Genomic DNA, 25035 nt, shown 5'->3' with positions numbered 1-25035 from the left:
CTTACCGCAACGGCGGCAGGCGGCGGCGCACCGTGTGAGCCTTGACGATGGCGGTGTTGGTTTCGGCGAATTCCGTCACGCGCTCAAGAATGCCGTCCAGGTGCGAAATCGACCGCAGCACCACGCGGGCGATGAAGCAATCGTCGCCCGTGACTTTGTCGCATTCCACGAATTCCGGGATCTCCTGGATCAATCCCTCCACATGCCGCAGTTGCCCGGGCAAGGGGCGGATGCGCACGATGGCCTCCAGCGTGTAGCCCAGCGCCACCGGATCCACATCCAGCGTGTAGGCGCGGATGACCCCCGATTCTTCGAGGCGCCGCAGGCGGTCCGCCACGCTGGGCGCCGACATGCCCACCTGCCGGGCCAGGTCGGCCGTGGTGGTGCGCGCGTTGGCCGACAGGGTCTCGACCAGGCGGCGGTCGATGCCATCCAGAACCGGGTTTTCATTTTTTAGGTCGTTTTGCATAAATTCCACCTAAAAGAAGGTATGACGTTAAAAGCACCACAAGAACATCATATAACCACGTTTATCTGCCTGGGATAATTTCTCCATCGCACATCGCGGATCGCCCGCCCGGAGAACCCACATGAATTCCGCATCAGAACGCCTCGGCCTGGCGCAAATGGCCGCCGCCATGACCCTGTCCGGCACGCTTGGCGTCTTCGTCATCGAATCCGGCCAGAGCGCGTGGAACGTGGTCTTCTTCCGCTGCGTCTTCGGCGCCTTGTCGCTGTTCCTGTATTGCTGGGCGCGCGGGCTGCTCAAGCCTGGCCTGTTCACGGCCAGGACGCTGGCCCTGGCGCTGGCGGCCGGCGCCGCGCTGGTGCTGAATTGGGTGCTGCTGTTCTCGGCCTACCGGCTGGCATCGATCTCGCTGGCCACCGCAGTCTATAACGTGCAGCCTTTTTTCCTGATCGGCCTGGGCGTGCTGTTCCTGGGCGAACGTCCCTCGCGCGGCAAGCTGGCCTGGTCGGTGGTGGCCTTCGCCGGGCTGCTGCTGGTGCTGCGCCTGTCGGACACGGGTGCCGCAGGCGGCGGTTATCTGACGGGGCTGATGCTGGGGCTGGGCGCCGCAGCGCTCTATGGCGTCACCGCCATCATCGTCAAGCGGCTGACGGGCATCCCGCCACAAGTGCTGGCGCTGGTGCAAGTCGCGCTTGGCGCCCTCATGCTGCTGCCCATGGCGGATTTCAACGCCCTGCCGGCTGCGCCCTTGCAGTGGGGCTATCTGGTGGCGCTGGGCCTGATCCACACCTGCCTGATGTACATCCTGATGTACTCGGCCATCCAGAAGCTGCCCACCACCTCCACCGCCGCGCTCAGTTTCATCTATCCCGCCGTGGCCATCATGCTGGATTTCGCGGTCTACGGCCACCGCATGGATGCCTCGCAGATCGTGGGCGTGGCGATGATTTTCCTGGCCGCCGCGGGCGTCAGCCTGAATTGGACCTGGCGCTTGCCGGGCAGCACGCGGCCCGGCGCGGGCGCGGCCTGATAGCGGCCACGGAAAGGAAACTCGCAGGAAGCTTGCGGAAAGCCCAAGGGAAACCCGCACCTCGGCCCCGGTTATTCAGGCCCCCGCCAAGCCGTCCCCGCTATCATGGCTTTTCCATCCGCCGGCCAAAGCCGGCGGCGCCAAGATTCCCAGGACGCCTCCCATGATCGATCTCTACTACTGGACCACCCCCAACGGCCACAAGATCACGCTGTTCCTTGAAGAAACCGGCCTGCCCTACAAGATCCACCCGGTGAACATCAGCCGCGGCGATCAGTTCAAACCCGAATTCCTGGCCATCGCGCCGAACAACCGCATCCCGGCCATCGTCGACCAGGCGCCCGCCGACGGCGGCGCGCCGATCTCGCTGTTCGAATCCGGCGCCATCCTGCAGTACCTGGCCGAGAAGACCGGCCGCTTCCTGCCCGCCGACGTGCGCGGACGCGCCGAGGTCTCGCAATGGCTCTTCTGGCAGATGGGCGGCCTGGGCCCCATGGCGGGCCAGAACCACCACTTCTCGGGCTACGCGCAAGAACGCATCACCTACGCCATCGACCGTTATGTCAAGGAAACGAACCGCCTGTACGGCGTCTTGAACAAGCGCCTGGCCGACCGCGAATTCGTCGCGGGCGACTACTCCATCGCGGACATGGCCGCCTACCCCTGGATCGTGCCGCATGCCAAGCAAGGCCAGGACCTGAACGACTTCCCGCACCTGCAGCGCTGGTTCAACGCGATTGCCGCGCGCCCCGCCACGCAGCGCGCCTACGCGCTGGCCGACACCATCAACACCGCGCCGTCGATCAGCGACGAGGAATCCCGCCGCATCCTGTTCGGCCAGACCGCACAGCAAGTCGCCCGCTGATCCCCGGAGACCGCCCATGACAGAACCGAAACTGGCGTTCCGCCGCGCCCGCGCCGAAGACCTGCCGCATATCGTCGGCATGCTGGCCGACGACGAGCTGGGCGCCACGCGCGAAGACCCGTCCGTTCCGCCCAATCCGCGCTATGTCGCCGCGTTCGCGGCGATCAACCAGGATTCGAATCAATTCCTGGCAGTGGTTGAGCGCGATTCGCACCTGGTCGGCTGTTTACAGTTATCGTTCATACCCGGCCTGTCGCGTCAGGGCCAATGGCGCGGACAGATCGAGAGCGTGCGCATCGCCTCGTCGTCGCGCGGCCAGGGCCTGGGACGCGCCATGTTCGAATGGGCGATCGAACAGTGCCGCATCCAGGGATGCGGCCTGGTCCAGCTGACCACCGACCGCGCGCGTCCGGACGCGCGCCGGTTCTATGAAAGCCTGGGTTTCACGGCCAGCCACGACGGCATGAAGCTCAGCCTGTAGTGCTAGTAGATGATTTTGCAAGGAGCGCCCATGCATGGCGAATATAAAGTCCCCGGCGGCAAGCTTGTCGTGGCGGATCTGGAAGTGAGAGACGGCCGACTGGCCGATGTGCGCATCAGCGGCGATTTTTTCCTTGAACCGCCCGAAGCGCTTGAAGCCATCAACGACAGCCTGAATGGCATGCCCGCCGATTCCGGTGAACTGGAACTGGCCGTGGCCGTCCAGTCCGCCCTGCCCGCCGACGCAGAACTGTTCGGCTTTTCCGCCGAGGCCGTGGCCGTCGTCCTGCGGAGGGCGCTGGCATGACGCGCACCGACTGGAACGACTACGACTGGCAACTGATCCACGAAGGCCCGCAGGCGCCGTCGCTGCACATGGCGCTGGACGCGGTCATCACCGATGAAGTCGGTGCCGGCCAACGCCCGCCCACCTTGCGCATCTGGGAATGGTCCGCGCCCGCCGTCGTGATCGGCCGTTTCCAATCCCTGAAGAATGAAGTCGATCCGGACGGCGCCAAGCGCCATGGCATCGAGGTCGTGCGCCGCGTGAGCGGCGGCGGCGCGATGTTCATCGAACCCGGCAACTCCATCACCTATTCGCTCAGCGCGCCGCAAGCGCTGGTACACGGCATGAGTTTCCAGGAGTCCTACGCCTTCCTGGACGCGTGGGTCCTGACCGCGTTGCAAGGCCTGGGCATCAAGGCCTGGTACCAGCCGCTGAACGACATCGCCTCCGACATCGGCAAGATCGGCGGCGCGGCGCAAGCCCGCCGCGCCGGCGCCGTGCTGCACCACGTGACCATGTCCTATGACATCGACGCCGATAAAATGGTCGAGGTCTTGCGGATCGGCCGCGAAAAACTGTCCGACAAAGGCACCACCAGCGCGAAGAAGCGCGTCGACCCGCTGCGTACGCAGACCGGCCTGGCGCGCGAGGTCATCATCGACCGCATGCTGGAAACTTTTGCCGGCCTGCACCGTCTGACCCCCGGGCAGATCGGCAGCGATACGCTGGCGCGCGCCCAGCAGCAGGCCGATGAAAAGTTCTCGACACCCGAATGGACGGGCGTGGTGCCCTGACGGCCAGCGACTGTTGCCGTCAAGCTTTGATTTTTTGGAGGGAGTTCAATGCGTCGCACGTTCACGCCGCAAGGCGCGATAAGCGGTCTGATCCTGGGCGCCGCCCTGTTGGCGCTTGCCGGCTGCGGCAGTGCGCCGCCGGCGAACATCACCTTGGCCAGCCCCGCCTCTTCCACGCCGGAGAAGGTGGGCGACCTGTCCACGGAACGCATCAAGTGGGCATCCAACAAGCCCGGCTGCGAAGGCGATTGCCCGCATATCGAAATCGACAGCGTGGCGTTCCCCGGCATCCCTAAACTGACGGCGCTGGTGGACCACGTGCTGGCCTACATGACCGGCACCGACGCCAACCGCCGCGGCCCCTACAGCACCCTGTCGGAATACACGCAGTATTTCTGGTCGACCGCGCGGCCGCGCGACGCCACCTATTTCAAGGCCAGCGTCAAAGACACCGTCGGCGACATCGTGTCGATCGAACTGCACACCGAACAGTTCCTGACCGGCGCCGCGCACGGTATCCCGGCCACGCAGTATCTGAACTGGGAACGCAGCCGCGAACGCGTCATGAGCCTGGACGAAGCGCTGATCCCCGGGCGCCGCGCCGAGTATGTCGCGGCGCTGCAGCGCGCCCACACCAAGTGGCTGACAGGAAATCCGGACGCCAAACGGGACCCCTCGGCCTACAACAAGATGTGGCCCTTCCAGGAAAGCGACAACTTCGCGCTGACGCGCGACGGCATCGTCGTGAAGTACGACGCCTACTCGATCGCGCCCTACTCGCACGGCGAGCCGGAGCTCGCCATCCCGTACGCGGATCTGCGCGGCATCCTGAAACCGGAGTTGCTGCCGCAGTCGTAGCCGTAGGCGCCGCCCATCATGCGAACGCCGGCAACAGGCATCGGGCCTGTTGCCGGCGTTCGCGCGCGCCGTGGCGCGCAAGGTCTCTTCGAGACCGGGGTTCGGGTGAGCGGACTGAGGGTGGAGCTAGGGAGGTGGCCGCTTTTTTCGCGTCTGTGGCCGGGTAAGACGCCCAGTCCGCTCAATGCAACCGCGGCCTGAAGGAACCGGCGGCGCGCCGCTTGCGCGCCCCCGCCGCCGGTTCACGTCAGGCGCTTAGAAGCGGTGACGGATACCGACGATACCGACCGAGCTCTTCAGGCCGTCGACGAACGCGAAGTCCGTCGAGTACGAACCCAGCGCGTACAGATTGGTGCGCTTGGACAGGTTGTACGTGTAGCCGATGCTGTAGACGTTCATCGTCGAATCGTTGCCAGCCGTCAACGGATTGCCGTTGGGGTCAGCACGCTGCCACGAAGCCAGGATGCTGCTGGCGCCCAACGGCACGGTCAGGCCGACCAGGTACGAGTTGGCCTTGAAGCCCGAGACCGCGACGTTCGTGCCGAAGCTGGTGGCCGTCGGCGTGCCGCTGCCGAACGAGTTGATGCTTTGGCCGGTGAACCAGCCGTCGCGCGTCTGGCCGAAGCCCAACGCCAGCTTCACCACTTCGAAGTCGTAGGCGCCGGCAACGGTCCAGGACTTGGGCGTGGCGTCGTTGTTCAACTGGCTGGCGGGGTTCAGCTGGTCATACGTCAGCGCGACGTTCACCGGGCCATTGACATAGCGCAGGCCGGTCGTGATCGCGCGGGTGTTGTCGGCCGTCTTGAAGCCGGTTTGCGCAGCGGTGGTGTCAGCCGCGTTGAACGAGTAGCCGGCGCCGAACTGGAAGCCGCTGAACGACGGGGTCGAGTACTGCACCATGTTGTCGTAGCGGACCGTGTTGGCGGCGCTGAAGGCCACGCCGACGTTAGCCTGGCCGTAGCTGCCGGCGAACGGATCGATCGCAGCGAGGTACTTCGAGGCGATGTTGGTCTGACGGCCGAATTCCAGCAGGCCCCACGAATCGGCCTTCAGGCCGACGGTGGCTTGGCGGCCGAACAGGCGGCTGCTTTGGCCCGATTGGCCGTTGCCCGAGTTGAAGCCGCTTTCCAGCGTGAAGACGGCGCTCAGGCCGTCGCCCAGGTCTTCGGCGCCACGCAGGCCCCAACGCGAACCGCTCGACACGCCATTGACCATGCCGAACTTCGATTCTTTGTAGTCGTTATTGCCCTTGATTTGCTGGAAGCCGATACCAGTATCGATCAGGCCGTACAGCGTCACCGACGTTTCGGCTTGGGCCACGCCGGACAGGGCGGCGAACAGCGCGGTGAAGAGCAGAGTCTTTTTCATTGCGTAATCCCTTTGATTGAACATACATGCGCAGGTGGCTGGGTTTGCATTGCAAACGGCGTGCGGCGCATGGCAGGAACGAATTCTAGGGACGCAATGTGTCAGTTTTCTAGACGCAAGGAAAACCCGTCCAAGATCTCGAAAAAAACGCCTACTTGTGGCCTGAGCTCCACACCCGGAGCCAGTGTACGGCTCGGTCGCAAGCCTGTCATGAGGGTGTGCTAAGAAGCAACATTCCGCCCTTTTCCGGATGCGCGGGCAGGATGTGCGTACTAGTACGGACCGATCATCGGGCCCCTTTCAGCGGCAGCAGCCGCCGATAACCTTTGGGCAGCGGTTCCCCGGCGTGCTCGGTCGCGGTACGCGCCAGCCGTGCCGCCAGCTCCTCCGGAAACGGCGTGGCCCGCCGTGTATTCAGGTCCACATGCAACGACAACTGCTCCATCGTGGCCGCCAGATAGCCGTCGCGGGTCTGCATCAGCTCCATCAGACACAGCAACCGCTTGTTGTCCGATTCCAGCAGGCGGACCCGCAGCATCAGCGGATCCCCCGCCAGCACTTCGCGCAGATAGGCCACGTGCACGTTCATCGTATAGATGCCGCAGCGCGTCGCCTCGGTGTAGTCCAGCCCCACGCCGACCTGGCTGAGCAGTTCGAATCCGACCCGGTCGAAGATGCCGACATAGTGGGCGGCGTTCAGATGCCCGTATGCGTCGATCCAGGCGGGATCCACGGCCAGCGTCGTGGACGGCAGTTCTTGCGTCATCGGTGTCTCCTGAAATGGAAATCGCCCCTTGCGGGGCGATTTCTGTTTTTGTCTCCCTTTGCCTCCTCGGCGAGTCGTTCAAGAACGCATCGCCGATTCAGTCGTCAAGGATACAGGCCGCGCACCTGGCGCGCTTGAAGGATCCGCGTGCAAGCCACGATGAACGCGGCGGTGCGCAGCGTGACCTTGTGTTCCTTGGCCACTTGCGACACGGCGCCGTAGGCCTCGCGCATGATGCGTTCCAGGCGCTGGTTGATCTCTTCTTCGCTCCAGAAGAAACTGGAGAAGTCCTGCACCCATTCAAAATAGGACACCGTTACGCCGCCGGCATTGGCCAGCACGTCCGGCACCACGTAGACGCCGTGTTCAGCCAGGATATCGTCCGCTTCCGGGGTGGTCGGGCCGTTGGCGCCTTCCACCACGACCTTGGCCCGCACCTTGGCGGCGTTCTTGGCCGTGATCTGGCTTTCCAGGGCCGCCGGGATCAGGAATTCGGTTTCCAGCGTCCAGAATTCGTCCTTGTCGAAGGCCTGGCCACCCGAGAAACCACCCACGCCGCCGTGTTGCGACACGTGCGACAGCAGCTTGTGAACGTCCAGCCCTTCGGCGTTGTGCACCGTGCCAGTATGGTCCTGCGCGGCAATGACCTTGGCGCCGGCTTCATGAAACAGGCGGGCGGCGGTGCCGCCCACGTTGCCGAAGCCCTGCACGACCACGCGGGACTTGGAGACGTCGATGTTCAGGTCGCGGGCGGCTTCGCACGCCACGACGAACACGCCGCGGCCCGTTGCTTCGACGCGGCCCAGGCTGCCGCCCAGCGCGATCGGCTTGCCGGTCACCACGCCCGTGGCGGTGGCGCCTTCGTTCATGGAATACGTGTCCATCATCCAGGCCATGGTCTGGGCGTTGGTGCCCACGTCAGGCGCGGGGATGTCCTTGGACGGACCCACGATCACACCGATTTCGCTGGTGTAGCGGCGCGTCATGCGCTCGAGTTCCGATTGCGACAGGTTGCGCGGATCAACCCGGATACCGCCCTTGGCGCCACCGTACGGCAGGTTCACCGCGGCGTTCTTGACCGACATCCAGGCAGCGAGCGCCATCACTTCCGACAGGGTCACGTCCTGGTGGAAACGCACGCCGCCCTTGCCCGGGCCGCGCGACACGTTGTGCTGCACGCGATAGCCCTCGAAGTGGGCGATCGTGCCATTGTCCAGTTCGATCGGCACGTCGACGATCAGCGCGCGCTTCGGGCGCTTCAACGTCTCGACCCACCGGCTCAGCGTGCCAAGGTACGGGGTGACCCGGTCAACTTGTTGCAGGTAATTACCCCAGGGGCCGAGGTCATCGGCATTCAGATAAGACGGCAAGGCATGAGTGGGCGTTTGAGACATGAGCATGATCTCCTGACAAAGTTGCGCCATTTTATCCACGAAAGTCATAGCGTCCCCATTTAAACGATAAATATTTTTAATGGGGACGCATTGCTGTTGCGGATACCGTACGGGTCACAAGCCCGGCCTGAAAACTGCCCCTATCCTAAGCCCCCAATCCGGAAGCGTCCAGCCTGCCCGGCCGCCCTCCGAGGCGGCGCGGCCCGGTCTGCATGGTGATGAAAAAAGGGGCGGTCTCCGTGAAGGAAACCGCCCCGAGAGCCGTCCGCGTCCGTCTTCAGGCCGATAGCAGTTGCCACGCCAAGCGGGCCGCCGCCCGGGCCCCGTGCCCATCCACGTCGAAGCGCGGACTGTACTCGGCCATGTCGGCCAGCCGCAGCTTGCCGCTGGCCTTGACGCGCAGCACGATTTCTTCGATCACGGACATCGGCACCCCGTAAGGCGCGGGCGCCGACACCCCGGGCATGACTGCCGCGGGCAACACGTCCAGGTCGATCGTCAGGTACACGTGGCGCACCCGGGCCAGCAAGGCGTCCACGTTGGCCAGGCGCGCCTCCAGATGGCGCTCCTGCATGTCGTGGTCCTCGACCCAGACGGCGCCGATTTCGGCGGCCCGGGCGTAAAGGGCCGGCGTATTGGCCAGCCGCGACACGCCAAGACAGGCGTATTGCAGCGCCTGGCCGCGCGTTTCGCAGTAGCGGGCGATCTGGTCGAACGGCGTGCCCGAACTGCCCGGACGCCCGGTGCGCAGGTCGAAGTGAGCATCCAGGTTCAGCACCAGCACGGGATCCGTGTCGCCGCGGGCTTCCAGCCAACGGGCCAGGCCCTGGAAACTGCCCCAGGCGATCTCGTGGCCGCCGCCCAGCACCAGCGGGCGGGCGCCCTGCTCCAGCAGTTCCGCCACGCGCAGGCCCAAGCGTTCCTGGGCGTCTTCCAATTGGTCGCCCACGCACACCACATCGCCCGCGTCCAGCAAGCGCGTCAAGCCATGCGCAGGCAGGCCCGCCATGAACTTGCGGATGCCAGTGGGGCCTTCGGCCGCGCCGATGCGCCCCTGGTTGCGCGCCACGCCCGCGTCGCAGGCAAAGCCCAGCAGCACCGGCTCGCCCTTTTCGACCTGGCCGGCGGCGGCTTCGACGATATGCGCCAGGCGGCGCGTGTCGCCTTGTTCGGCGCTGTCGTCGCGGGCCTTCCACAGGCTTTTGTCCAATGGCAGGGCGCTCATGCCGCCGCCCCCTGCCCCGCGTTCAAGACGGCCTGCAGGAATTCCCGGGTGCGCGGTTCGCGCGGCTGGCTGAAGATCACCTCCGGCGTGCCGGATTCCAGGATCACCCCGCCGTCCATCACGGCCACGACGTCGGCCACGTCGCGTGCAAAGCCCATTTCATGCGTCACGACCATCATCGTCATGCCTTCGCGGGCCAGCAGCTTCATCACTTGCAGCACTTCGCCCACCAGCTCCGGATCCAGCGCCGAGGTCGGCTCGTCGAACAGCATCACCTTGGGTTGCATGGCCAGCGCCCGGGCGATGGCCACGCGCTGCTTCTGCCCGCCCGAGAGGCTGGCCGGCATGGCCGCCATCTTCTGCGACAGGCCCACCTTCTTCAGCAGGTCTTCGGCCAGCGCATTGGCTTCTTCGCGACCCATGCCGCGCAGCTTGCGCGGCCCGACCGTCACGTTCTCCAGCACCGACAGGTGGGGAAACAGGTTGAAGCCCTGGAACACCATGCCGACCTGCATGCGCAACTGGTTCAGTTGCGCTTCCGGCAGCAGCACGCCGTCGTCCAGCAAGGTCTGGCCGCAGATGTCCACGGTGCCCGCCTGCGCCACCTCCAGCCCGTTGCAGCAGCGCAGCAACGTGCTTTTGCCCGAACCGCTGGGCCCGATCACGACCACCACCTGCGACGGCAGCACGTCGAAATCGATCCCGCGCAGCACGGCGTGGTCGCCATAAGACTTATGCAGGCCGCGGATGCGGATCATTTCCTGCCGATTGCCGACCTGGTTCATTGCACCATCCCTCCGGCGCGCAGGCGATGCTCCACCTTGCGCAAAATAACCATGGCGGCGGTCGTCAGGACCAGATAGATCAAGGCCACCACCAGATACGTTTCCAGCGAGCGATACGACACGCTGATGATCTTCTGCCCTTCGTGCATCAGATCGTGAATGGTCAACAGCGACACCAGCGCCGAATTCTTGATCAATGCGATGAATTCGTTGCCCAGCGGCGGGATCATCCGCACCACCGCCTGCGGCAGAATGATGATGCGCATGGCCTGCCCGGAGGACATCCCCAGCGACCGCGCCGCTTCCGTCTGGCCGCGGTCGACCGACTGGATCGCGCCCCGCACGATTTCCGACACGTAGGCGCCGGAATACATGCCCAGGCCCAGCACGCCGCAAGCGAACGCGGGCAGCGTCACGCCGAACTGCGGCAAGCCGAAGAACCAGATGAACAGCTGCACCAGCAGCGGCGTGCCGCGGAAGAACAGCAGGTAGGTGCTGCACAGGTGGTAGACGATGCGGCGCTGCGGGTTGAGCCGGCCGACGCCGACCAGCAGGCCGATGACGCAGCCCAGCAGCAAGGCGCCGGCGGTCACCTCGACGGTGACCAACGCGCCGCGCAGCAGCGCGTCGAAGTCGGCGAAGACGGGGGAGAAATCCAGGTTCATTTCGCGGGCGCCTCGAACCACTTGGTGACGATGGCCTGATAGCTGCCGTCGCTCTTCAACTTCTGCAGCGCGGCGTTCAGATCACGGGTCAGCTCGGGCTTGTTCTTGGGCACGGCAATGCCGTAGTCCTCGGTCGTGACCTGATCGTTCAGCACCGTCAGGCCGGTCGTGCTTTGGGCGAACAGCTTGGCGGCAGGCTTGCCCGTCACGGCGGCGTCGGCGCGGCCGATCTGCACCAGGTTGAACATTTCCTGGTTCTTTTCGACTTCCACGCGCTGCACGTTCGGGAAGTGGTCCTTCAGGTAGTTGACCGACTTCGTGCCGACCTGCACCGACACCTTGCGGCCGTCCAGATCCTTCAGTGTCTTGATGGGGCTGTCCGTCTTGGTCAGCACGACCAGGCCGCCCGCGTAGTACGGGTCGGTGAAGTCCACGACCTTGCTGCGTTCGGGCGTGATGTAGATGGCGGACACGGCGATGTCGGCGCGGCCGGCCTGCAAGGCGGGGATCAGGCCTTTGAAGTCGATGTCGATCCACTCGACCTTCTTGCCCATGGCGCCTGCCAGGGCTTCGACCAATTCGATGTCGAAACCCGTGCGCTTGCCGTCTTTGACGAACTCCATCGGCGGGAAGGTGGCGTCGGTGACGGCGCGGATGGTTTCCTGGGCGTGCGCGGGGCCGGCGCTCCAGGCCAGGCCCAGCGTCAGGGCGGCGGTCAGCAATGTGCGGCGAGTGGTCATGGTCAGTCCTATGGGAAAGGGGTACGGCGATGAATACGGCGGGTGGGTACGGCGACAGCGGTGGGTCAGCGTGCAATGCAAGCGGGCGGCGCAAGCCTGGAAAACGGCGGGTCAGTGCACCTTCAAACGTTCGGAAATGCGCCGGGCGGCGCCGACGGTCAGGTCGATCAGCGCCTGTGGACGCTGGGCGGCGCGGGTGGAAGGCGCCATCAGCGTGATCGAGGCCACGGCCTGGTTCGGCCGTTGGAAGATCGGCACGCTGACGCCCCAGACACCGGCGTCGACCTCGCTGTCGGTCACGGCATAGCCTTGGGCCCGGATCATTTCCAGTTCATCGGCCAGACGGCCGGCATCGACGCCGGCTTCGGCGGCCAGATAGGCCAGCGCGGTCTGCAGGCGCGCCTGCGGCATGAAAGCCAGCAGGGATTTCGCGGAGGCGCCGCGCGCCAGCGGCAGGCCGCGCCCCTTCGTGAAGGAACAGCGCAGCGGGTGCTGGCTTTCCACCATGTCCAGGCAGACGGCCTGATCCTTGACGGCCACCAGCAAGCCGATGGTTTCTCCGGACGCGGCAGCCAGCGCGGCCATGTCGGGCTGCGCTTCATGGATCAGGAAGGAAGACTGGTCAAAGCCCCAGGCCAGTTGTACGCACAGCGGCCCTGGACCGTATTCGCCTTCGTGCTCGGCCACGAACCCCCAACGCTTCAGCAACGCCACCTGACGGTACAGCGTGCTTTGAGCCAAGCCGGTCTTCTCGGCCAGCGCGGCGATGGTCAGGGTGCCATCGTGCCGGGCCAACGTAGCCAGCACATAGAGGACGCGATCCGCGCCTGCCCCTACCGAGGGATCCGACATCAATCTCAACTCCAAGCAATATGGCGCTGAGATTATCAATTTCCGGCTAAATACTGGCTTTTGATTCCCGAATACTGAGAAATAACAGGGAAAACCCCGAATTCGGAGATAAAAAAAGGCGCCCGAAGGCGCCAAACCGCCCGACATTGCCGGCGAACGGCGTCGGACAATCCCGGTTCTTGCGTCGGACTCAGGGCTGTTGCGCGGTCGACCCCAGGATGCGCTCGGCGCAACGGGCCCAGTACAGCAACCGGGCGTCTTCCTTGACGAAGCCCACCATCTGGAATCCCAGCGGCAGGCCGTTGGGCCCGCGCGCCACCGGCAGCGTGATCGACGGGTTGTGCAACAGCGACCAGATGCGGATGAACGCCGAGCTGCCGGTGCTGCTGGCGGGCGGAGCCTCGCCCAGCGTGGACGGCATGAGCACGGCGTCGACGTCGCGCGCCACGTCGTAGAAGGCACGACGGCAGGCGTCGGCCGCGTCCAGCGCGCTGGCGTACTCGACCGCCGACAGCCCCTCGCCCATGGTCAGGTAGTCGATCAGCCCCGGATCGCACAGCGCGGCATGATCACGCTTGAGCGCTGCGTACTCGCGGGCCAGGTCATAGGCCATGATCACGTCCTGCGCCTCGCCCATCGTGTCGAACGCGGCCGGCATGACAAGCTCTGTCACCGTCACGCCGGCTGCGGACAAGGCGCGCAGGTTCGCCTCGAAGCTCTCGCGCATGCAGGGCTCGGTGCCGGCCCAGTCCTTGGGACGCCAGACGCCCGCCCGGAAATCGTTGCGCAGCGCCAGGCTCGGATCAAAGCGCGGGTCGCCCGTGAAGGCGCGCATGAAGAGCGCCGCATCGTCCACGCTGCGGGAGATCGGGCCGATCACGTCCAGGACCCGCGAGTAGCGGCGGATGCCCACGTAGGGAATGGCGTCCAGCGTGGGCTTGAACCCCACCGCGCCGCAAAAGGCGGACGGCCGCAGGATGGAACCCGCCGTCTGCGTGCCGATGGACAGCGGCGTCATGAAGTCTGCGACGGCGGCGGCCGAGCCCGCGGACGAGGCGGCGGGCGTGCGGCTCAGGTCGTGCGGATTGCGTGCCGGCCCGGGCAGCATGATGGCGTGCCGCGACACCGTGTTCTTGCCCAATACGTTCAAGCCCAGCTCGTGCGCCTGTGTCACGACCGGCGCGTCTGCCTCGGGCTGGCGTCCGGGGAAGATCTCGGGATCGCCCAGCTCCGTCGGCATGCCGGCGGTATCGATGGTGTCCTTGATGCCCAGCGGCACCCCGTCCAGCAAGCGCCGCCGGCCGTGGCGGTCCCATTCCCGCGCCCGCGCCAGCGCGCCGTCGGCATCCACGCGCACCCAGGCCTTGACGCCGGCGTTGCGTTCTTCTATCCGCTCCAGGCAGGCCCGCGCCCAGGCCTCGCAGGTCAGGCGGCCTTGCTCAAGCGCCGCCAGCCCCTCGGTGGCGGTCAAGGCGGCGGTGGCGGTGGGTGCGGGACGCCGGACGGCGGACGCCGGGCGGTCGATCGTGTCGGTAGTAGGCAAGATACGGCTCCTGGATGAATACGAAGGGTTGCGGGCGAGGACGATGCCGCCTCAGGCCGACGGCCGGGCATTGGACGCATCGGACGCATGGCCGCCCCGCCCGATGTACAGATCGCTCATGTGCTGATTGGCCAGCAGCGCCTGCCCGGTGTCGGTCAGCACGATCCGGCCCGAGTCCAGGATGTAGCCCCGGTCGCTGAAAGCCAGCGCCTGGCGCGCGCGCTGCTCCACCATCAGCACGGCCACGCCGATCTGCGGCAAGCGGCGCACTTCCGCGAACACCTGTTCGGTCAGCGCGGGCGACAAGGCGGCCGACGGCTCGTCCAGCACCATCAGGCGTGGCGAAGACATCAGCGCCCGCGCAAACGCCAGTTGCTGGCGCTCGCCGCCGGACAGGTTTTCGGCATGCGTCTTGCGGCGTCCGGCCAGCGCCGGGAACAGGTCGAACATGTCCCGGATGCGCTGGTCGCGCCCCTGCACGTGCTCGACCACCTGAAGGTTCTCCAGCACGGTCAACGCGCCGAACACGTTGCGCACCTGAGGCACGTATGAAATCCCGATGCGCACGCGCTCCTCCACCGGCAGGGCCAGCAGGTCCCGGCCGTCAAACGCCATCGTGCCCCCGATGCGCGGCAGCAGCCCCATCACCGCCTTGACCAGCGTGGACTTGCCCGCGCCGTTGGTGCCGGCGATGGTGACGATCTCGTTGGCCGCCACCGTCATGTCGATCCCGCTGACGATGTCGACTTCGGCATAGCCGCCGGACAAACCCCGCATGACGAGCAGACTCATATCACCCCTCCCATATAGGCTTCGCGCACGCGCTCGTTGGCCAGCACGGCATCGGGCGCGCCCTCGGCGATGACCCGCCCCCGGTCCATCACATACATGCGCGGCACGATCCGCGCCAGTTCGTCCAGGTTGTGTTCGATGATCGCCACCGTCAGGCCACGCTGGTTCAATTCCACGATGCGCGCCGACAGTTCCTCGATCAGCACCGGATTGACGCCGGCGAAGGGCTCGTCCAGCAGGATGCAGCGCGGCTCCAGCATCAGCAGCCGGCCCAGTTCCAGCAGCTTCTTCTGGCCGCCCGACAGTTTGCCGGCCGGCTCGTCCGCCACCCGCGACAGGTTCAGGAAGGCCAGCAGTTCGTGCACGCGTTCGGCAAGGCGCGCCTCTTCGCGAGCCACCTCGCGGCGCGCGAACACCAGTGCCGCCAGCTTCTCGCCGCGCTGGTCGGGCGCCGCCGCCATCATGTTGTCGAAGACGGTCAACTGGCTGAATTCGCGCGGCACCTGGAAGGTGCGCGCCAGGCCGCGGCGCACGCGTTGATGGACCGCCACGCCAGTGATGTCCTCGCCGGCGAACCGCACGCACCCTGAAGTGGGCGCAATGTACCCGGTGACGACGGAGAACAGCGTGCTCTTGCCCGCGCCGTTGGTGCCGATCACCCCGAGCAGTTCGCCCTTGCGGACTTCGACCGTCACGTCGTCCAGCGCCTTGAAGCCGCCGAAGCTGGCGCTCAGCCCGGTGATGGAAAGCAGCGTCATGCCTTTCTCCTGCGTGTCGAGGTGTTGCCGAACAGGCCCTGCGGCCGATACAGCACCACGCAGATGAGCGCGATGCCGATGATGCCGATCCGTACGCTGGCCATCTGCACTTCGGAGATTCCCCCCACGAAGTCCCGCACGAAGCGCGACCCTTCCAGGAATCCGACCAGCAACACCGTTCCGGCCACGACCCCGCTCAAGCGCCCGACGCCGCCCAGGATGATGGCGATCCATATGTAGAAGGTGATCAGCGGCACGAACTGCTCGGGGCTGATGAAGGTCAGGTAGTGCGCCTGGAACGCGCCGGCCAACCCGGCCAGCCCCGCCCCCAGCATCAGCGACCGCGTCTTGAACTTGGCCGGGTCCTTGCCCAGCGCGCGCACGGCGACCTCGTTGTCGCGCACCGCTTCGATGACGCGCCCGAAGGGGCTGCGGATCACCAGCTGGATCAGCAGCAGCGCGCCGGCGTTGACGGCCAGCAGCAACAGCATGATCCAGAGGTCCACCGTCTGCGGCGACGCCCAGCCCGCGAACAGCCGCGGGATGCCTGGCAGGCCGTGCATCCCGCGCGTCAGCCATTCCTCGGTCTGCAGGACCATGCGCACGGATTCCGAGAACCCCAGCGTCACGATAGCCAGGTAGTCGCTGCCCAGCCGCAACGCGATCATGCCCAGCGGGTAGGCCGCCAAGGCCGCGAACGCGGCGGCCGCCGCCATGGACACCGGCACCGGCACGCCTTTCAGCGACAACAAGGCCGATGTGTACGCGCCGATCGCGAAGAAACCCACGTGGCCGAAGTTGATCAGTCCGGTGAACCCGTAATGCAGCGACAGGCCGAACGCCAGCAGCATGTAGATCAGGATCCCGATGGCGATTGCAATCAGATAGGCTTCCATGATGTCACCTCGCCGCCATCGGCCGGCCGAAAATTCCCTGGGGACGCAGCAGCAGCACGCACAGCAGCACCGCGAACGCGAAAACGATCTTGTAGGCCGGCCCCACCACCAGGCTGGCGACCTCCTGCGCGATGCTGAACACCATGATCCCGGCGATGGCGCCCACCGGGTTGCCGATGCCGCCCAGGATCACCGCCGCGAACATGGGCATCAGCAGTTCCCAGCCCAGCTCGGGGATCACCACCGCCTTGACGCCCAGCAGCACGCCGCCCAGCCCGCAGTAGGCCCCGGCGATGCTCCACAGCGTGACCATGACGCGCCGCCCGCGGATGCCGCTGGCCGCCGCCAGTTCGGGGTTGTCGGCCACGGCCCGCATGCGCCGTCCCGTCGGCGTCATGTGCATCAGGGCGAAGACCAGCGCCAGCGCCGCAACGGCGATGCCCACGATGGCCACATCGGTGGGCAGGATCCGCACGCCGCCGAAGTTCCATGCCCGCGTCAGCGGAAGGTCGAAGGTGTATTGGTCTTGCCCGGCGAAAAAGGTGATCGTGCTGCGCAAGGCGAACGCCACGCCGATCGAGGCGATCAGGCGCGACACGTTGGTGCGGGATTCCAGCGGCCGGAACACCCAGGCGTAGAAGAAGAGGCTGACGGCGATGGTCGCCGCGACGGCCGCCAGGCCGCCCGCCAGCATGGACCCGCCTGTCACCGCCTGGGTGAAAACGGCCACATAGGCCCCCAGCGTCATGTAGTCGCCGCTAGCGGCGTTGGGAAAGCGGGCAATGCCGAACACCAGCGTAATCGCCAATGCCGGCAACGCCAGCAGCATCCCGATCACAACGCCGTTGATCCCGGCGTTGATGACGGTGATTGCATCCATCTTATGTTCCCCTTGGTATGGCCGTCAGACCTTGCCGGCAATGACTTCGTTAAGCACCAGCTTGCCGTCGCGGATGTCGAATACGCCGAAATCCGGCACCGTCTCGCCCTGCTTGCCGAAGTCCAGCCGCGACGAGGCGCCGTCGTAGTCCACCGGCTTGCCGGCACGCAGCAGCGCCTGCCCCTGGGCGAAGCTGCTGACCTTCTCGCCGCCGCCTTCCGCCGTCACCGCGCGGATCTTGCCGTTGATGGCCGCCACGTCCGCCCGCGCGCCCGCCGCCTCGATGGCCAGCGCCAGCGTGATCACCATGTCGTAGGACTGGGACGCGAAGATGTCGGGTTCACGCTTCGTGCGCTTGCGGAACTCGGCGGCGAAGCGCTTGTACGCCTCGTGCTCGTGCGCCGCAACGTTCGAAATCGAAATGATGCCTTCCGTCGCCTCTTTGCCCAGCGCCTTGACCAGGTCTTCATTGGCGGTCCAGCCCGGCATGATGAACTTGCAGTCCTGGCCGGTCTGGAACCATTCCTTGAGGATGATGGTGGCGTCGGGCCGGTAGGCGCTGAGCGAAATCACATCCGGCTTGGACGCCAGCACCTTGTTCAGCTCGGTGCGGTAGGTGGTCTGGTTCGGCTCGTAGACGGTGAACGCGCTGACGTCGCCGCCCTTCTCGCGCCACGCGTCCCGAAAGTAGTTGGCCTGCCCGACAAACGTGGAGTTATTGAAGGCCATCACCGCCGGCCGCTTGAAGCCGCGCTGGCGCGCCACTTCGGCGAACGCGCGGCCGAACACGGCATTGGACGCCTGGAACATCCACGCCAGCCCCTGCTTGTTCTCGGTCAGCATCTCGGGCGCGCCGCAGGTGTTCATGGTGATGAGGCCCGCCGCGTTGGTGATCGGCATGGCGGCCAGCCCCACCGACGACGGCCAGATGCCCACCACCGCTTCAGCCTTGTTGATCTCGATCAGTTTTTTCACGGCCAGCACGGCCGCATCGGGCTTGGTCTGGTCGTCTTCGGCGTACAGCTGTATCTGCCTGCCCGCCGCGCCGCCGGCGGCGTTGACTTCCGCGATGGCGATCTTGATGGCCTCCAGCATGGCGGGGCCGTACGGCCCGCCGACACCGGTGATGGAATTGAGCGCGCCCAGCCGGAACGGCGGGGCGGCTTGCGCCTGCGCCCAGGCCAGGCCGGGCATCGCGCCTGCGGCCGCCAGCGTGGCGCTGGCGGCGAGGAAATCGCGTCGGGAAAGATGAGTGGGCTGCGTCATGAAGGTTCCTTGCGGCGTGAACATCGTTGTTCAACTTCGAATAGCCGCCGGCGCGTGCCACGCCGGCGTCCCCTGTAGCTTGGATGCGACTTCGGTACTGCCTACTTGCCTACTGCCTACCGCCGGTGTCCGGACTACGCGATCACTCCCCGCGCGCGCATGCCCGCGATCCTGTCTTCGGCCACGCCGAAGCGCCGCAGCACATCGTCGGTGTGCTGGCCCATCAGCGGCGCCGCCGTGCGCAAGGCGCCCGGCGTCCGCGAGAATTTGGTGGGAATGCCGATGGTCTTCATCGCGCCCAGCACGGGGTGGTTCAGCTCCTGCACCATGCCGCGCGCCAGATAGTGCGGGTCTTGCATCGCCTGGCCGAAGTCGTTGATGGGCCCGCAAGGCACCGAGGCCCGTTCGCAGCGCGCGATCCATTCCGCGGCGTCGGCGCGCGCGAACTCGGCCTCAAGGATCGGCTCCAGCTCGCTGATATTCGCCAGCCGGTCGGAGTTGGTCACGAAGCGCGGATCGGAGATCAGTTCGGGGCGCTCCAGCACATCGGCGCACAGGCGCTCCCAGGTGCGCTGGTTGGCGGCCCCGATCATGATGAAACCCATGCGGGTGCCGAATGCCTGGTACGGCGCGGACACCCGGTGCCGGCTGCCCGTGCCCTCGGGCACGGTGCCGTCCGCGAAATAGGCGGCGGCCTCCCACACGAACCACGGCAGGCCGCATTCGGCCAGGGCGATATCGATGTGCTGGCCTTCGCCCGTCTTCATCTGATGGATGCAGGCGGCCAGGATGGCGTAAACCGCCGTCAGCCCCGCGCCCACGTCATAGATGGCGATGCCGGACTTGAGCGGCCGCCCGCCCGGCTCGCCCGTCATGCTCATGATGCCGCTCATGCCTTGCGCCACCAGGTCGAAACCGCCCTTGCCCGCATACGGCCCGGACTGGCCGTAGCCGGAAATCGAGCAATACACCAGGCGCGGATTGATCCTCGAAAGCGTCTCGTAGTCCACGCCCAGCGACCGGGTCACGCCCACGCGATAGTTTTCCACCACCACGTCGGCCCAGCGCGCCAGTTCATACAGCACGTCCCGCGCCTCGGGATCTTTCAAGTTCAGCGCGATGCCCTGCTTGTTGCGGTTGATCTGCGCAAAGCAGGTGGATTCCCCGTTCACATAGGGGCCCATCTCGCGGGAGTCGTCGCCCGCACCGGTCTTCTCGACCTTGATGACCTCGGCGCCCAGGTCGGCCAGCACCATCGTGCAATACGGGCCGGCCATGATCTGGGACAGATCCAGGATCTTGATGCCGGCCAGGGGGGATGCAGTTTGAGTCATGTCGGGTCCGTCTCGGGTCGGTGGCCGGTCAGCGGCCGGTGAATTCAGGAACCTGCTTGCGGGCGAACGCCTCGCGTCCGCGCCGATAGTCTTCCGTGCCGAAGCAGGCGTAGGCTTCGCGGCGTTCGGCGTCGGTCAGCGGGCGGCCCGCGCGCAACTGGCTGGCGAAGCGCTTGTGCCAACGGTTCACCAGCGGCGCGGCTGCGGCGATGCGGGCTGCCGCGGCATAGGCCTGCGCGACGACGTGTTCGTCGTCTACCACGCGGCTCAGCAGGCCTTTGGACATGGCCTCCTCGGCGCCGAAGACATGGCCTTCGAGCAGGATCTCCAGCGCGTGCGTGGCGCCGATGACCGCGATCAGGTCCGCCAGTTCCTGGTGGTCGACGGTCAGGCCGATCCGATTGACGGGAATGCCGTAACGGCTGCTTCGCCCGGCGATGCGGATGTCGCAAAGCGCCGCCAGCTCCAGGCCGCCCCCCACGCATACGCCTTCGATGCAGGCCAGCGTCGGGTGCCGCAGGAACTTCAGCCTGTCCGTCATCGACAGCGTGAAGGCGGCATAGTCAGCAGCCTGCTCCGCGCCGTCGCGGTCGTCTCCAAAACCCGCGATGTCGCTGCCGGCGCAAAAGGCGCCGCCCGCGCCGCGCAGCACCACGCAGCGCACGGCGTCGTCGGCATCCAGTTCGCCCATGATCCGGCCGAAATCCCGGTACATGTCCAGCGTGAAGGCATTGCGTTTGGCCGGGCGGTTCATCAGCACGGTCGCCACGCCGTCGGGCTCGCGGCTCAGGTCGATGCTCATGCCGCATCCTCCAGCCGCAGCTCGGTGCCTTGCAGCACCACGCGGCCGTCCAGGGTCAGCGTGGCGTCCGTGACGATGGTGTCGTAGTGCGCCGCCGCCTTGACCGTGCCGCCGATGTAGGCGCTGGTGCCCAGCGCCAGCTGGATCGAGCCGTAGACGGATTCGTCCGACAGCATGGTGCCGTCCAGCTGGCAGCGCGGATTCATGCCCACGCCCAGTTCGCCCAGGTTGTAGACCAGCGGGTCGTTGAAGCTGGCCAGCAGGTCGCGGAACCGGCGGGCCACCTCGCCCCCCTCGATCGCCACGGCCATCCCTTTTTCGATATGGATACGCACCGGCTCGTCCCGGATCAGCGACACGCCGGGAATGCTGGCGTTCACCACGATCACGCCCTCGGCCGTGCCCTCCACTGGCGCCAGGCTGGATTCCAGGCAATACCCGGCCGAGATATCGGTCGTATTGGCGAAACCGTGCAGCGCCCTGCCCCGGCGGCCGGCGATGCTCATCGTGACGTCGGTGCCCAGCGCTGTCGTCACCCGGGCGGTGTCCGCCCGCGTCAGGGCATCCGCCAGGCCTTCGATCTGCGGACGCAAGGCGTCGAAATCAGCCTCCCAGCCTTCAGCCAGGAAGAAGTCGGCCTGATGCGATTCCGGCAGGACGATGACGCCCACGCCGGCCCGGGTCGCTTGCTGGCGCGCATCCGTGTGCGCGGCATTGGCGCGGGTCAGCGCGATCACCAGGTCCGCGCCCTGCATGGCTTGCGCCACCACGGGCGAAAACTGCCGGCCGTGGCGCGTGGACCCGGCGATCTGCAACAGGTTCAACCCCGCGCCCGCCTCGTCCACGGCGATGGCCAACGGCTCGACGTTGTGGCCGGTGTACAGGTCGTACAGCACCAGCACTTCCATGCCGGGCCGGGCGGCGCCCAGTTGGCTGACGACTTTGCGGGCGTTCTTCAGTTTCAACAGCGTATGCATGGAATTCCCCTTACGCCGCGCGCCGTGCACGGGCATCGGCCGTTTGCTGGACATCGGCTACCGCACGCTCAAGCACGTCCAGCCCGCGGGCCAGTTCGTCGTCCGTGATGCACAGGGGCGCCAGGAAGCGGATGACGTTGCCATGAAAGCCCGCTTTCACCAGGATCAGCCCGCCCTGATACGCCGCCTGCACGATCTGCGCCGCCAGGTCGCTGGCCGGCTCGTGTCCCGCGTTGTTCTTGACCACTTCGAACGCCACCATGGCGCCCAGGCCGCGCACGTCGCCCACGATGCCGAAGCGCCCGGCCCAGGCGGAGAAACGTTCGCGCACCCGCGCGCCGACGTCGCGGGCGCGGGCCGGGTAGTCTTCGCGCCGCATGACTGCGATCGTCGCCAGCGCGGCGGCGCATGCCAGCGGGTTGCCGCCATAGGTCCCGCCCAATCCACCCACCTTGGGTGCGTCCATCAAGTCGGCCCGGCCCACCAGCGCGGCGATGGGCAGGCCGCCGCCCATGGACTTGGCCAAGGTGTACAGGTCGGCTTCGATGCCGGCATGCGCGGTGGCGAACCATTCGCCGGTGCGGCAAAAGCCCGACTGGATCTCGTCGGCGATCAGCACGATGCCGTGTTGCGTGCAGTACGCCCGCAACGCTTGCAGGAACGCCGGCGGCGCGTCATGGAAGCCGCCCTCGCCCTGGATCGGTTCGATGATCACGGCAGCCACTTGCTCAGGCGTGATCTCGGTTTCGACCAACCGGCGGAATGCGTCGAACGCCGCTTGGGCGCATTCAGCGTCGCTCACCCCCGAGCGGTAGCGCACGGGGAACGGCGCGCGGTAGACCTCGGCGGCGAAGGGGCCGAAGCCGCTTTTGTAGGCGGGCGCCTTGGCCGTCAGGGACAGCGCCATGTAGGTGCGGCCATGGAAGGCATTCTCGAAGGCCACCACCGCTTGCCGGCCCGTGGCGCGCCGCGCCACCTTGATGGCGTTTTCCACGGCTTCCGCGCCTGTCGTCTGCAACATGGCCTTCTTGGGCCAGTCGCCCGGAACCAGATCGATCAGCGCTTCGGCCAACTCGATGTAGCCCGGGTACATGACGATGTTGAAGCAGGTGTGCAGATAGCGTTCGGCCTGCGCCTGAACCGCCGCAACCACGTCGGGATGGGCATGCCCCACGTTCAGGGTGCCGATGCCGCCGGCGAAGTCGATGTAGGCATTGCCGTCCAGGTCCGTCAGCGTCGCGCCCGAAGCGCGTTCCGCAAAGACCGGCGGGCCGTTGGCCACGCCCGACGCCACGGCGGCATTGCGCCGCTGCAGGTAGGCCGCGCATTGCGGGCCAGGAAGTTGAGATGACTGCACGGCGTCTTTCATTGCCCTGGGCTCCTTGGATGCGTGGGTAGGCCGACGAAGTGAAGTCACTATATTCTTGTGCGTTTTATTGTGTCAACGGCAATTTACAATTTCGCATTCTTGATTGTGCACAATCTTGAGTTCAAAATAATGCTATGCTTGCCGCGACTCATCCCAGGTGCCTACATGCCCACGAAACGCGCCAATCCCCCCTCTGACGCCGTCACGACAGAACAGCGCAAGGCGGCCTCGACCCACGACGTCATTCTTGATCTGCGCGAACGCATCGCCTCGCAAGCCTTGCTGCCGGGAACCCGCGTCCCCGAAGAGGATCTGGCCCGCGCCTATGACATCCCGCGCGCCAAGGCGCGTGAAGTGCTGGCCACGCTGGAAGACCGCGCGCTGGTGGAGCGGGTGCCCAATAAGGGCGCCGTCGTCGCGCTGGTGGATATGGAAACCACGTACCGCCTGTATCAGGTGCGAGAGGCGCTGGACGGGCTGGCGGTGCGGCTGGCGATCGCCAACGCGACGCCCGCCGATTGGGAGGCCATGCAGGCCCTGCTGGGCGAGCCCTTCGAACAAAGCCTGAAGAACGGCGACATCGAAGCCCACGTGGCCACGATCGAACAGTTCCGCAATCACGTCAAAGCGCTGGCGGGCAACCCCGTGCTTAGCGACATGATCGAGCGCATCTACGACCGCACCCGCGTGTCGATGCGTCGGGTGGCGCTGCTGCCGGGCCGTTCAGAGATGGGAATCAAGCAATACCGCGCCCTGCTGGACGCGATGGTTCGGGGCGACGCCGATGAAGCCGAGCGCTGCGTGCGCGAGCTGAACGCCAGCGCCCGCGAATACATCGAGCGCTACAAGAACTACGTAATCTAAGCGACCAGGCGACAGGCGCGGCGGCGGGCCGGCCAGCGCCTTGGCTGGCAGCCCCCGCCACGGCTGCCGCCTCAGGGCGAGGCCGGCGTGTCGTAATTGTTCAGCCGGACCCCCGACACGCCGCCCACATTGGGGGTTGCCGCGGGCGCAGGCGCGGCCGCCGCCGGAGCAGGTTGCCCCTGGGGCGCCGCCGCCGGGGCGACCGCTTCCGGCACGGGGGCCGACGCCGCTTCTGCCCCTTCAGGCGCCGGATTGGCCGCTCGGCGGGCGCGCTTGGCGTCGTCGGCGCTGGCGACCATGGCGGTCAGTTCGGTCGCCAACGAGGCCGACTTGCCGTTGCGGGCCCAGTCGGCCGCGCTCTGCCCTTTCAGGTCGCGGGTCGTCACATCGGCGCCTGATTTCAGCAGCAGGTCCACCATCTCTTTATTGCCGCCCAGCGCCGCCATCATCAGCGGCGTTTCGCCGCCGGGTGCCGGAGCATTGACGATGGCCTTCTTCGACAGCAACAGACGCGCCATCTCCATCTGCCCTTTCGAGGCCGCGTAGTGCAACGGCGTCCACCCCAGCCGGTTGACCTGCGCTCCACGCGCGATCAGCTTTTTCGCCCGCTCGGTCTGGCCGGCGATCGCCAGGTACATCAGCGGCGTCTCGCCCGCCGGATTCTCGGCATTCACGTCGGTGCGCTTGTCGGCGGCGATCACGTCGAACACCTTCCAGGCGCCATCCACCACCGCGCGCATCAGCGCCGGCTGGCCGTTCTTGTAGCGCACGTTGGGATCCGATCCGTGGGCCAGCAGGTCTTTGATGTCGTCGGGATAGTCATTGGCGACGTAGACCCACCAGTCGCCAGGATTGGCGGCATGCGCCACCGGCGCCGCCAGTCCGATGGCCAGCGCCAGCAGCGCCCCCCGGCAATGCGACAACAGGACGTGACGGGCAGTCGAAGCGTGGGCGGTCATGGCTATCCTAGAAATCAC

General features: G+C 66.3%; 27 protein-coding genes. 7 read left to right on the top strand and 20 right to left on the bottom strand.

Translation table 11 applies throughout. The annotated features are described in order from the left end of the window. Window position 1 precedes the first annotated feature (1 nt). Window positions 2-469: an Lrp/AsnC family transcriptional regulator gene (locus A9973_RS01845; protein WP_054425764.1), complete on the bottom strand. Its 468-nt coding sequence runs from the start codon at window positions 467-469 to the stop codon at window positions 2-4. A gap of 121 nt (window positions 470-590) precedes the next feature. On the opposite strand from A9973_RS01845, the gene A9973_RS01840 reads away from it, so the two are divergent. The 6 genes from A9973_RS01840 to A9973_RS01815 all read left to right on the top strand — a co-directional run bounded on the left by A9973_RS01840 (window position 591) and on the right by A9973_RS01815 (window position 4782). Beyond that, window positions 591-1499: a DMT family transporter gene (locus A9973_RS01840; protein ID WP_183012060.1), complete on the top strand. Its 909-nt coding sequence runs from the start codon at window positions 591-593 to the stop codon at window positions 1497-1499. Window positions 1500-1662: 163 nt separating this feature from the next. Further along, window positions 1663-2364, top strand: a complete 702-nt coding sequence (locus A9973_RS01835; protein ID WP_183012059.1) for a glutathione S-transferase N-terminal domain-containing protein — start codon at window positions 1663-1665, stop codon at window positions 2362-2364. Window positions 2365-2380: 16 nt separating this feature from the next. Continuing rightward, on the top strand, window positions 2381-2845 hold the full coding sequence (locus A9973_RS01830; RefSeq protein WP_183012058.1) for a GNAT family N-acetyltransferase: 465 nt from the start codon (window positions 2381-2383) through the stop codon (window positions 2843-2845). A 30-nt stretch (window positions 2846-2875) separates the two neighbouring features. Beyond that, complete coding sequence (locus tag A9973_RS01825; RefSeq protein ID WP_183012057.1) at window positions 2876-3151, top strand: lipoate protein ligase C-terminal domain-containing protein; 276 nt, start codon at window positions 2876-2878, stop codon at window positions 3149-3151. Next, window positions 3148-3924 (top strand): biotin/lipoate A/B protein ligase family protein, encoded by a 777-nt coding sequence (locus A9973_RS01820; RefSeq protein ID WP_183012056.1) that lies wholly within the window; start codon window positions 3148-3150, stop codon window positions 3922-3924. The genes A9973_RS01825 and A9973_RS01820 overlap by 4 nt, the downstream gene beginning before the upstream one ends. A 48-nt stretch (window positions 3925-3972) precedes the next feature. After that, on the top strand, window positions 3973-4782 hold the full coding sequence (locus tag A9973_RS01815) for an RsiV family protein (RefSeq protein WP_183012055.1): 810 nt from the start codon (window positions 3973-3975) through the stop codon (window positions 4780-4782). Between the two features lie 255 nt (window positions 4783-5037). Here A9973_RS01815 and A9973_RS01810 read toward each other — a convergent pair whose 3' ends face one another. The 18 genes from A9973_RS01810 to gabT all read right to left on the bottom strand — a co-directional run bounded on the left by A9973_RS01810 (window position 5038) and on the right by gabT (window position 23194). After that, window positions 5038-6150, bottom strand: a complete 1113-nt coding sequence (locus tag A9973_RS01810; protein WP_183012054.1) for a porin — start codon at window positions 6148-6150, stop codon at window positions 5038-5040. 286 nt (window positions 6151-6436) lie between these two features. Beyond that, on the bottom strand, window positions 6437-6916 hold the full coding sequence (locus tag A9973_RS01805; protein WP_183012053.1) for a thioesterase family protein: 480 nt from the start codon (window positions 6914-6916) through the stop codon (window positions 6437-6439). Window positions 6917-7020: 104 nt separating this feature from the next. Next, window positions 7021-8310 (bottom strand): Glu/Leu/Phe/Val dehydrogenase, encoded by a 1290-nt coding sequence (locus A9973_RS01800; protein WP_183012052.1) that lies wholly within the window; start codon window positions 8308-8310, stop codon window positions 7021-7023. A gap of 277 nt (window positions 8311-8587) precedes the next feature. Beyond that, complete coding sequence (gene hutG / locus A9973_RS01795) at window positions 8588-9535, bottom strand: formimidoylglutamase (protein ID WP_183012051.1); 948 nt, start codon at window positions 9533-9535, stop codon at window positions 8588-8590. Continuing rightward, window positions 9532-10320: an amino acid ABC transporter ATP-binding protein gene (locus A9973_RS01790; protein WP_304503341.1), complete on the bottom strand. Its 789-nt coding sequence runs from the start codon at window positions 10318-10320 to the stop codon at window positions 9532-9534. The genes hutG and A9973_RS01790 overlap by 4 nt, the downstream gene beginning before the upstream one ends. After that, the gene (locus A9973_RS01785; RefSeq protein WP_169273640.1) at window positions 10317-10985 is read right to left on the bottom strand and encodes an amino acid ABC transporter permease; all 669 of its coding nucleotides are present in this window, start codon (window positions 10983-10985) and stop codon (window positions 10317-10319) included. The genes A9973_RS01790 and A9973_RS01785 overlap by 4 nt, the downstream gene beginning before the upstream one ends. Further along, the gene (locus A9973_RS01780) at window positions 10982-11725 is read right to left on the bottom strand and encodes a transporter substrate-binding domain-containing protein (RefSeq protein ID WP_183012050.1); all 744 of its coding nucleotides are present in this window, start codon (window positions 11723-11725) and stop codon (window positions 10982-10984) included. The genes A9973_RS01785 and A9973_RS01780 overlap by 4 nt, the downstream gene beginning before the upstream one ends. A 111-nt stretch (window positions 11726-11836) precedes the next feature. Further along, window positions 11837-12577 carry an IclR family transcriptional regulator gene (locus tag A9973_RS01775; protein WP_183012049.1) on the bottom strand — a complete coding sequence of 247 codons (741 nt, stop codon included), beginning with the start codon at window positions 12575-12577 and terminating at the stop codon, window positions 11837-11839. A 190-nt stretch (window positions 12578-12767) separates the two neighbouring features. Continuing rightward, window positions 12768-14120, bottom strand: coding sequence for an amidase (locus tag A9973_RS01770; RefSeq protein ID WP_183012048.1), 1353 nt, complete (start codon window positions 14118-14120; stop codon window positions 12768-12770). Between the two features lie 51 nt (window positions 14121-14171). Further along, on the bottom strand, window positions 14172-14912 hold the full coding sequence (locus A9973_RS01765) for an ABC transporter ATP-binding protein (protein WP_183012047.1): 741 nt from the start codon (window positions 14910-14912) through the stop codon (window positions 14172-14174). Beyond that, the gene (locus A9973_RS01760) at window positions 14909-15670 is read right to left on the bottom strand and encodes an ABC transporter ATP-binding protein (RefSeq protein ID WP_183012046.1); all 762 of its coding nucleotides are present in this window, start codon (window positions 15668-15670) and stop codon (window positions 14909-14911) included. Before A9973_RS01760 ends, A9973_RS01765 begins: the two co-directional genes overlap by 4 nt. Continuing rightward, window positions 15667-16566 (bottom strand): branched-chain amino acid ABC transporter permease, encoded by a 900-nt coding sequence (locus A9973_RS01755; RefSeq protein ID WP_183012045.1) that lies wholly within the window; start codon window positions 16564-16566, stop codon window positions 15667-15669. Before A9973_RS01755 ends, A9973_RS01760 begins: the two co-directional genes overlap by 4 nt. 4 nt (window positions 16567-16570) lie before the next feature. Further along, window positions 16571-17446, bottom strand: a complete 876-nt coding sequence (locus tag A9973_RS01750) for a branched-chain amino acid ABC transporter permease (RefSeq protein ID WP_183012044.1) — start codon at window positions 17444-17446, stop codon at window positions 16571-16573. 24 nt (window positions 17447-17470) lie between these two features. Next, window positions 17471-18712 carry an ABC transporter substrate-binding protein gene (locus A9973_RS01745; protein WP_255468975.1) on the bottom strand — a complete coding sequence of 414 codons (1242 nt, stop codon included), beginning with the start codon at window positions 18710-18712 and terminating at the stop codon, window positions 17471-17473. A 134-nt stretch (window positions 18713-18846) separates the two neighbouring features. After that, window positions 18847-20046 (bottom strand): CaiB/BaiF CoA-transferase family protein, encoded by a 1200-nt coding sequence (locus A9973_RS01740; protein WP_183012042.1) that lies wholly within the window; start codon window positions 20044-20046, stop codon window positions 18847-18849. Window positions 20047-20074: 28 nt separating this feature from the next. Next, window positions 20075-20848 carry an enoyl-CoA hydratase/isomerase family protein gene (locus A9973_RS01735; protein WP_183012041.1) on the bottom strand — a complete coding sequence of 258 codons (774 nt, stop codon included), beginning with the start codon at window positions 20846-20848 and terminating at the stop codon, window positions 20075-20077. Then, the gene (locus A9973_RS01730; RefSeq protein WP_183012040.1) at window positions 20845-21825 is read right to left on the bottom strand and encodes an aminopeptidase; all 981 of its coding nucleotides are present in this window, start codon (window positions 21823-21825) and stop codon (window positions 20845-20847) included. The genes A9973_RS01735 and A9973_RS01730 overlap by 4 nt, the downstream gene beginning before the upstream one ends. 10 nt (window positions 21826-21835) lie before the next feature. Beyond that, window positions 21836-23194 carry a 4-aminobutyrate--2-oxoglutarate transaminase gene (gene gabT, locus A9973_RS01725; protein WP_183012039.1) on the bottom strand — a complete coding sequence of 453 codons (1359 nt, stop codon included), beginning with the start codon at window positions 23192-23194 and terminating at the stop codon, window positions 21836-21838. 165 nt (window positions 23195-23359) lie between these two features. Between gabT and A9973_RS01720 the strand changes: the two genes are divergently transcribed. Next, the gene (locus tag A9973_RS01720) at window positions 23360-24058 is read left to right on the top strand and encodes a GntR family transcriptional regulator (RefSeq protein ID WP_183012038.1); all 699 of its coding nucleotides are present in this window, start codon (window positions 23360-23362) and stop codon (window positions 24056-24058) included. Window positions 24059-24129: 71 nt separating this feature from the next. On the opposite strand, the gene A9973_RS01715 is transcribed toward A9973_RS01720, so the two are convergent. Beyond that, window positions 24130-25017: an ankyrin repeat domain-containing protein gene (locus tag A9973_RS01715; protein WP_183012037.1), complete on the bottom strand. Its 888-nt coding sequence runs from the start codon at window positions 25015-25017 to the stop codon at window positions 24130-24132. Window positions 25018-25035 lie beyond the last annotated feature (18 nt).

Source organism: Achromobacter sp. UMC46, assembly GCF_014170335.1.
Classification (GTDB): Bacteria; Pseudomonadota; Gammaproteobacteria; order Burkholderiales; family Burkholderiaceae_B; genus Achromobacter.
This window is presented reverse-complemented; position numbering and strand designations above follow the sequence as displayed.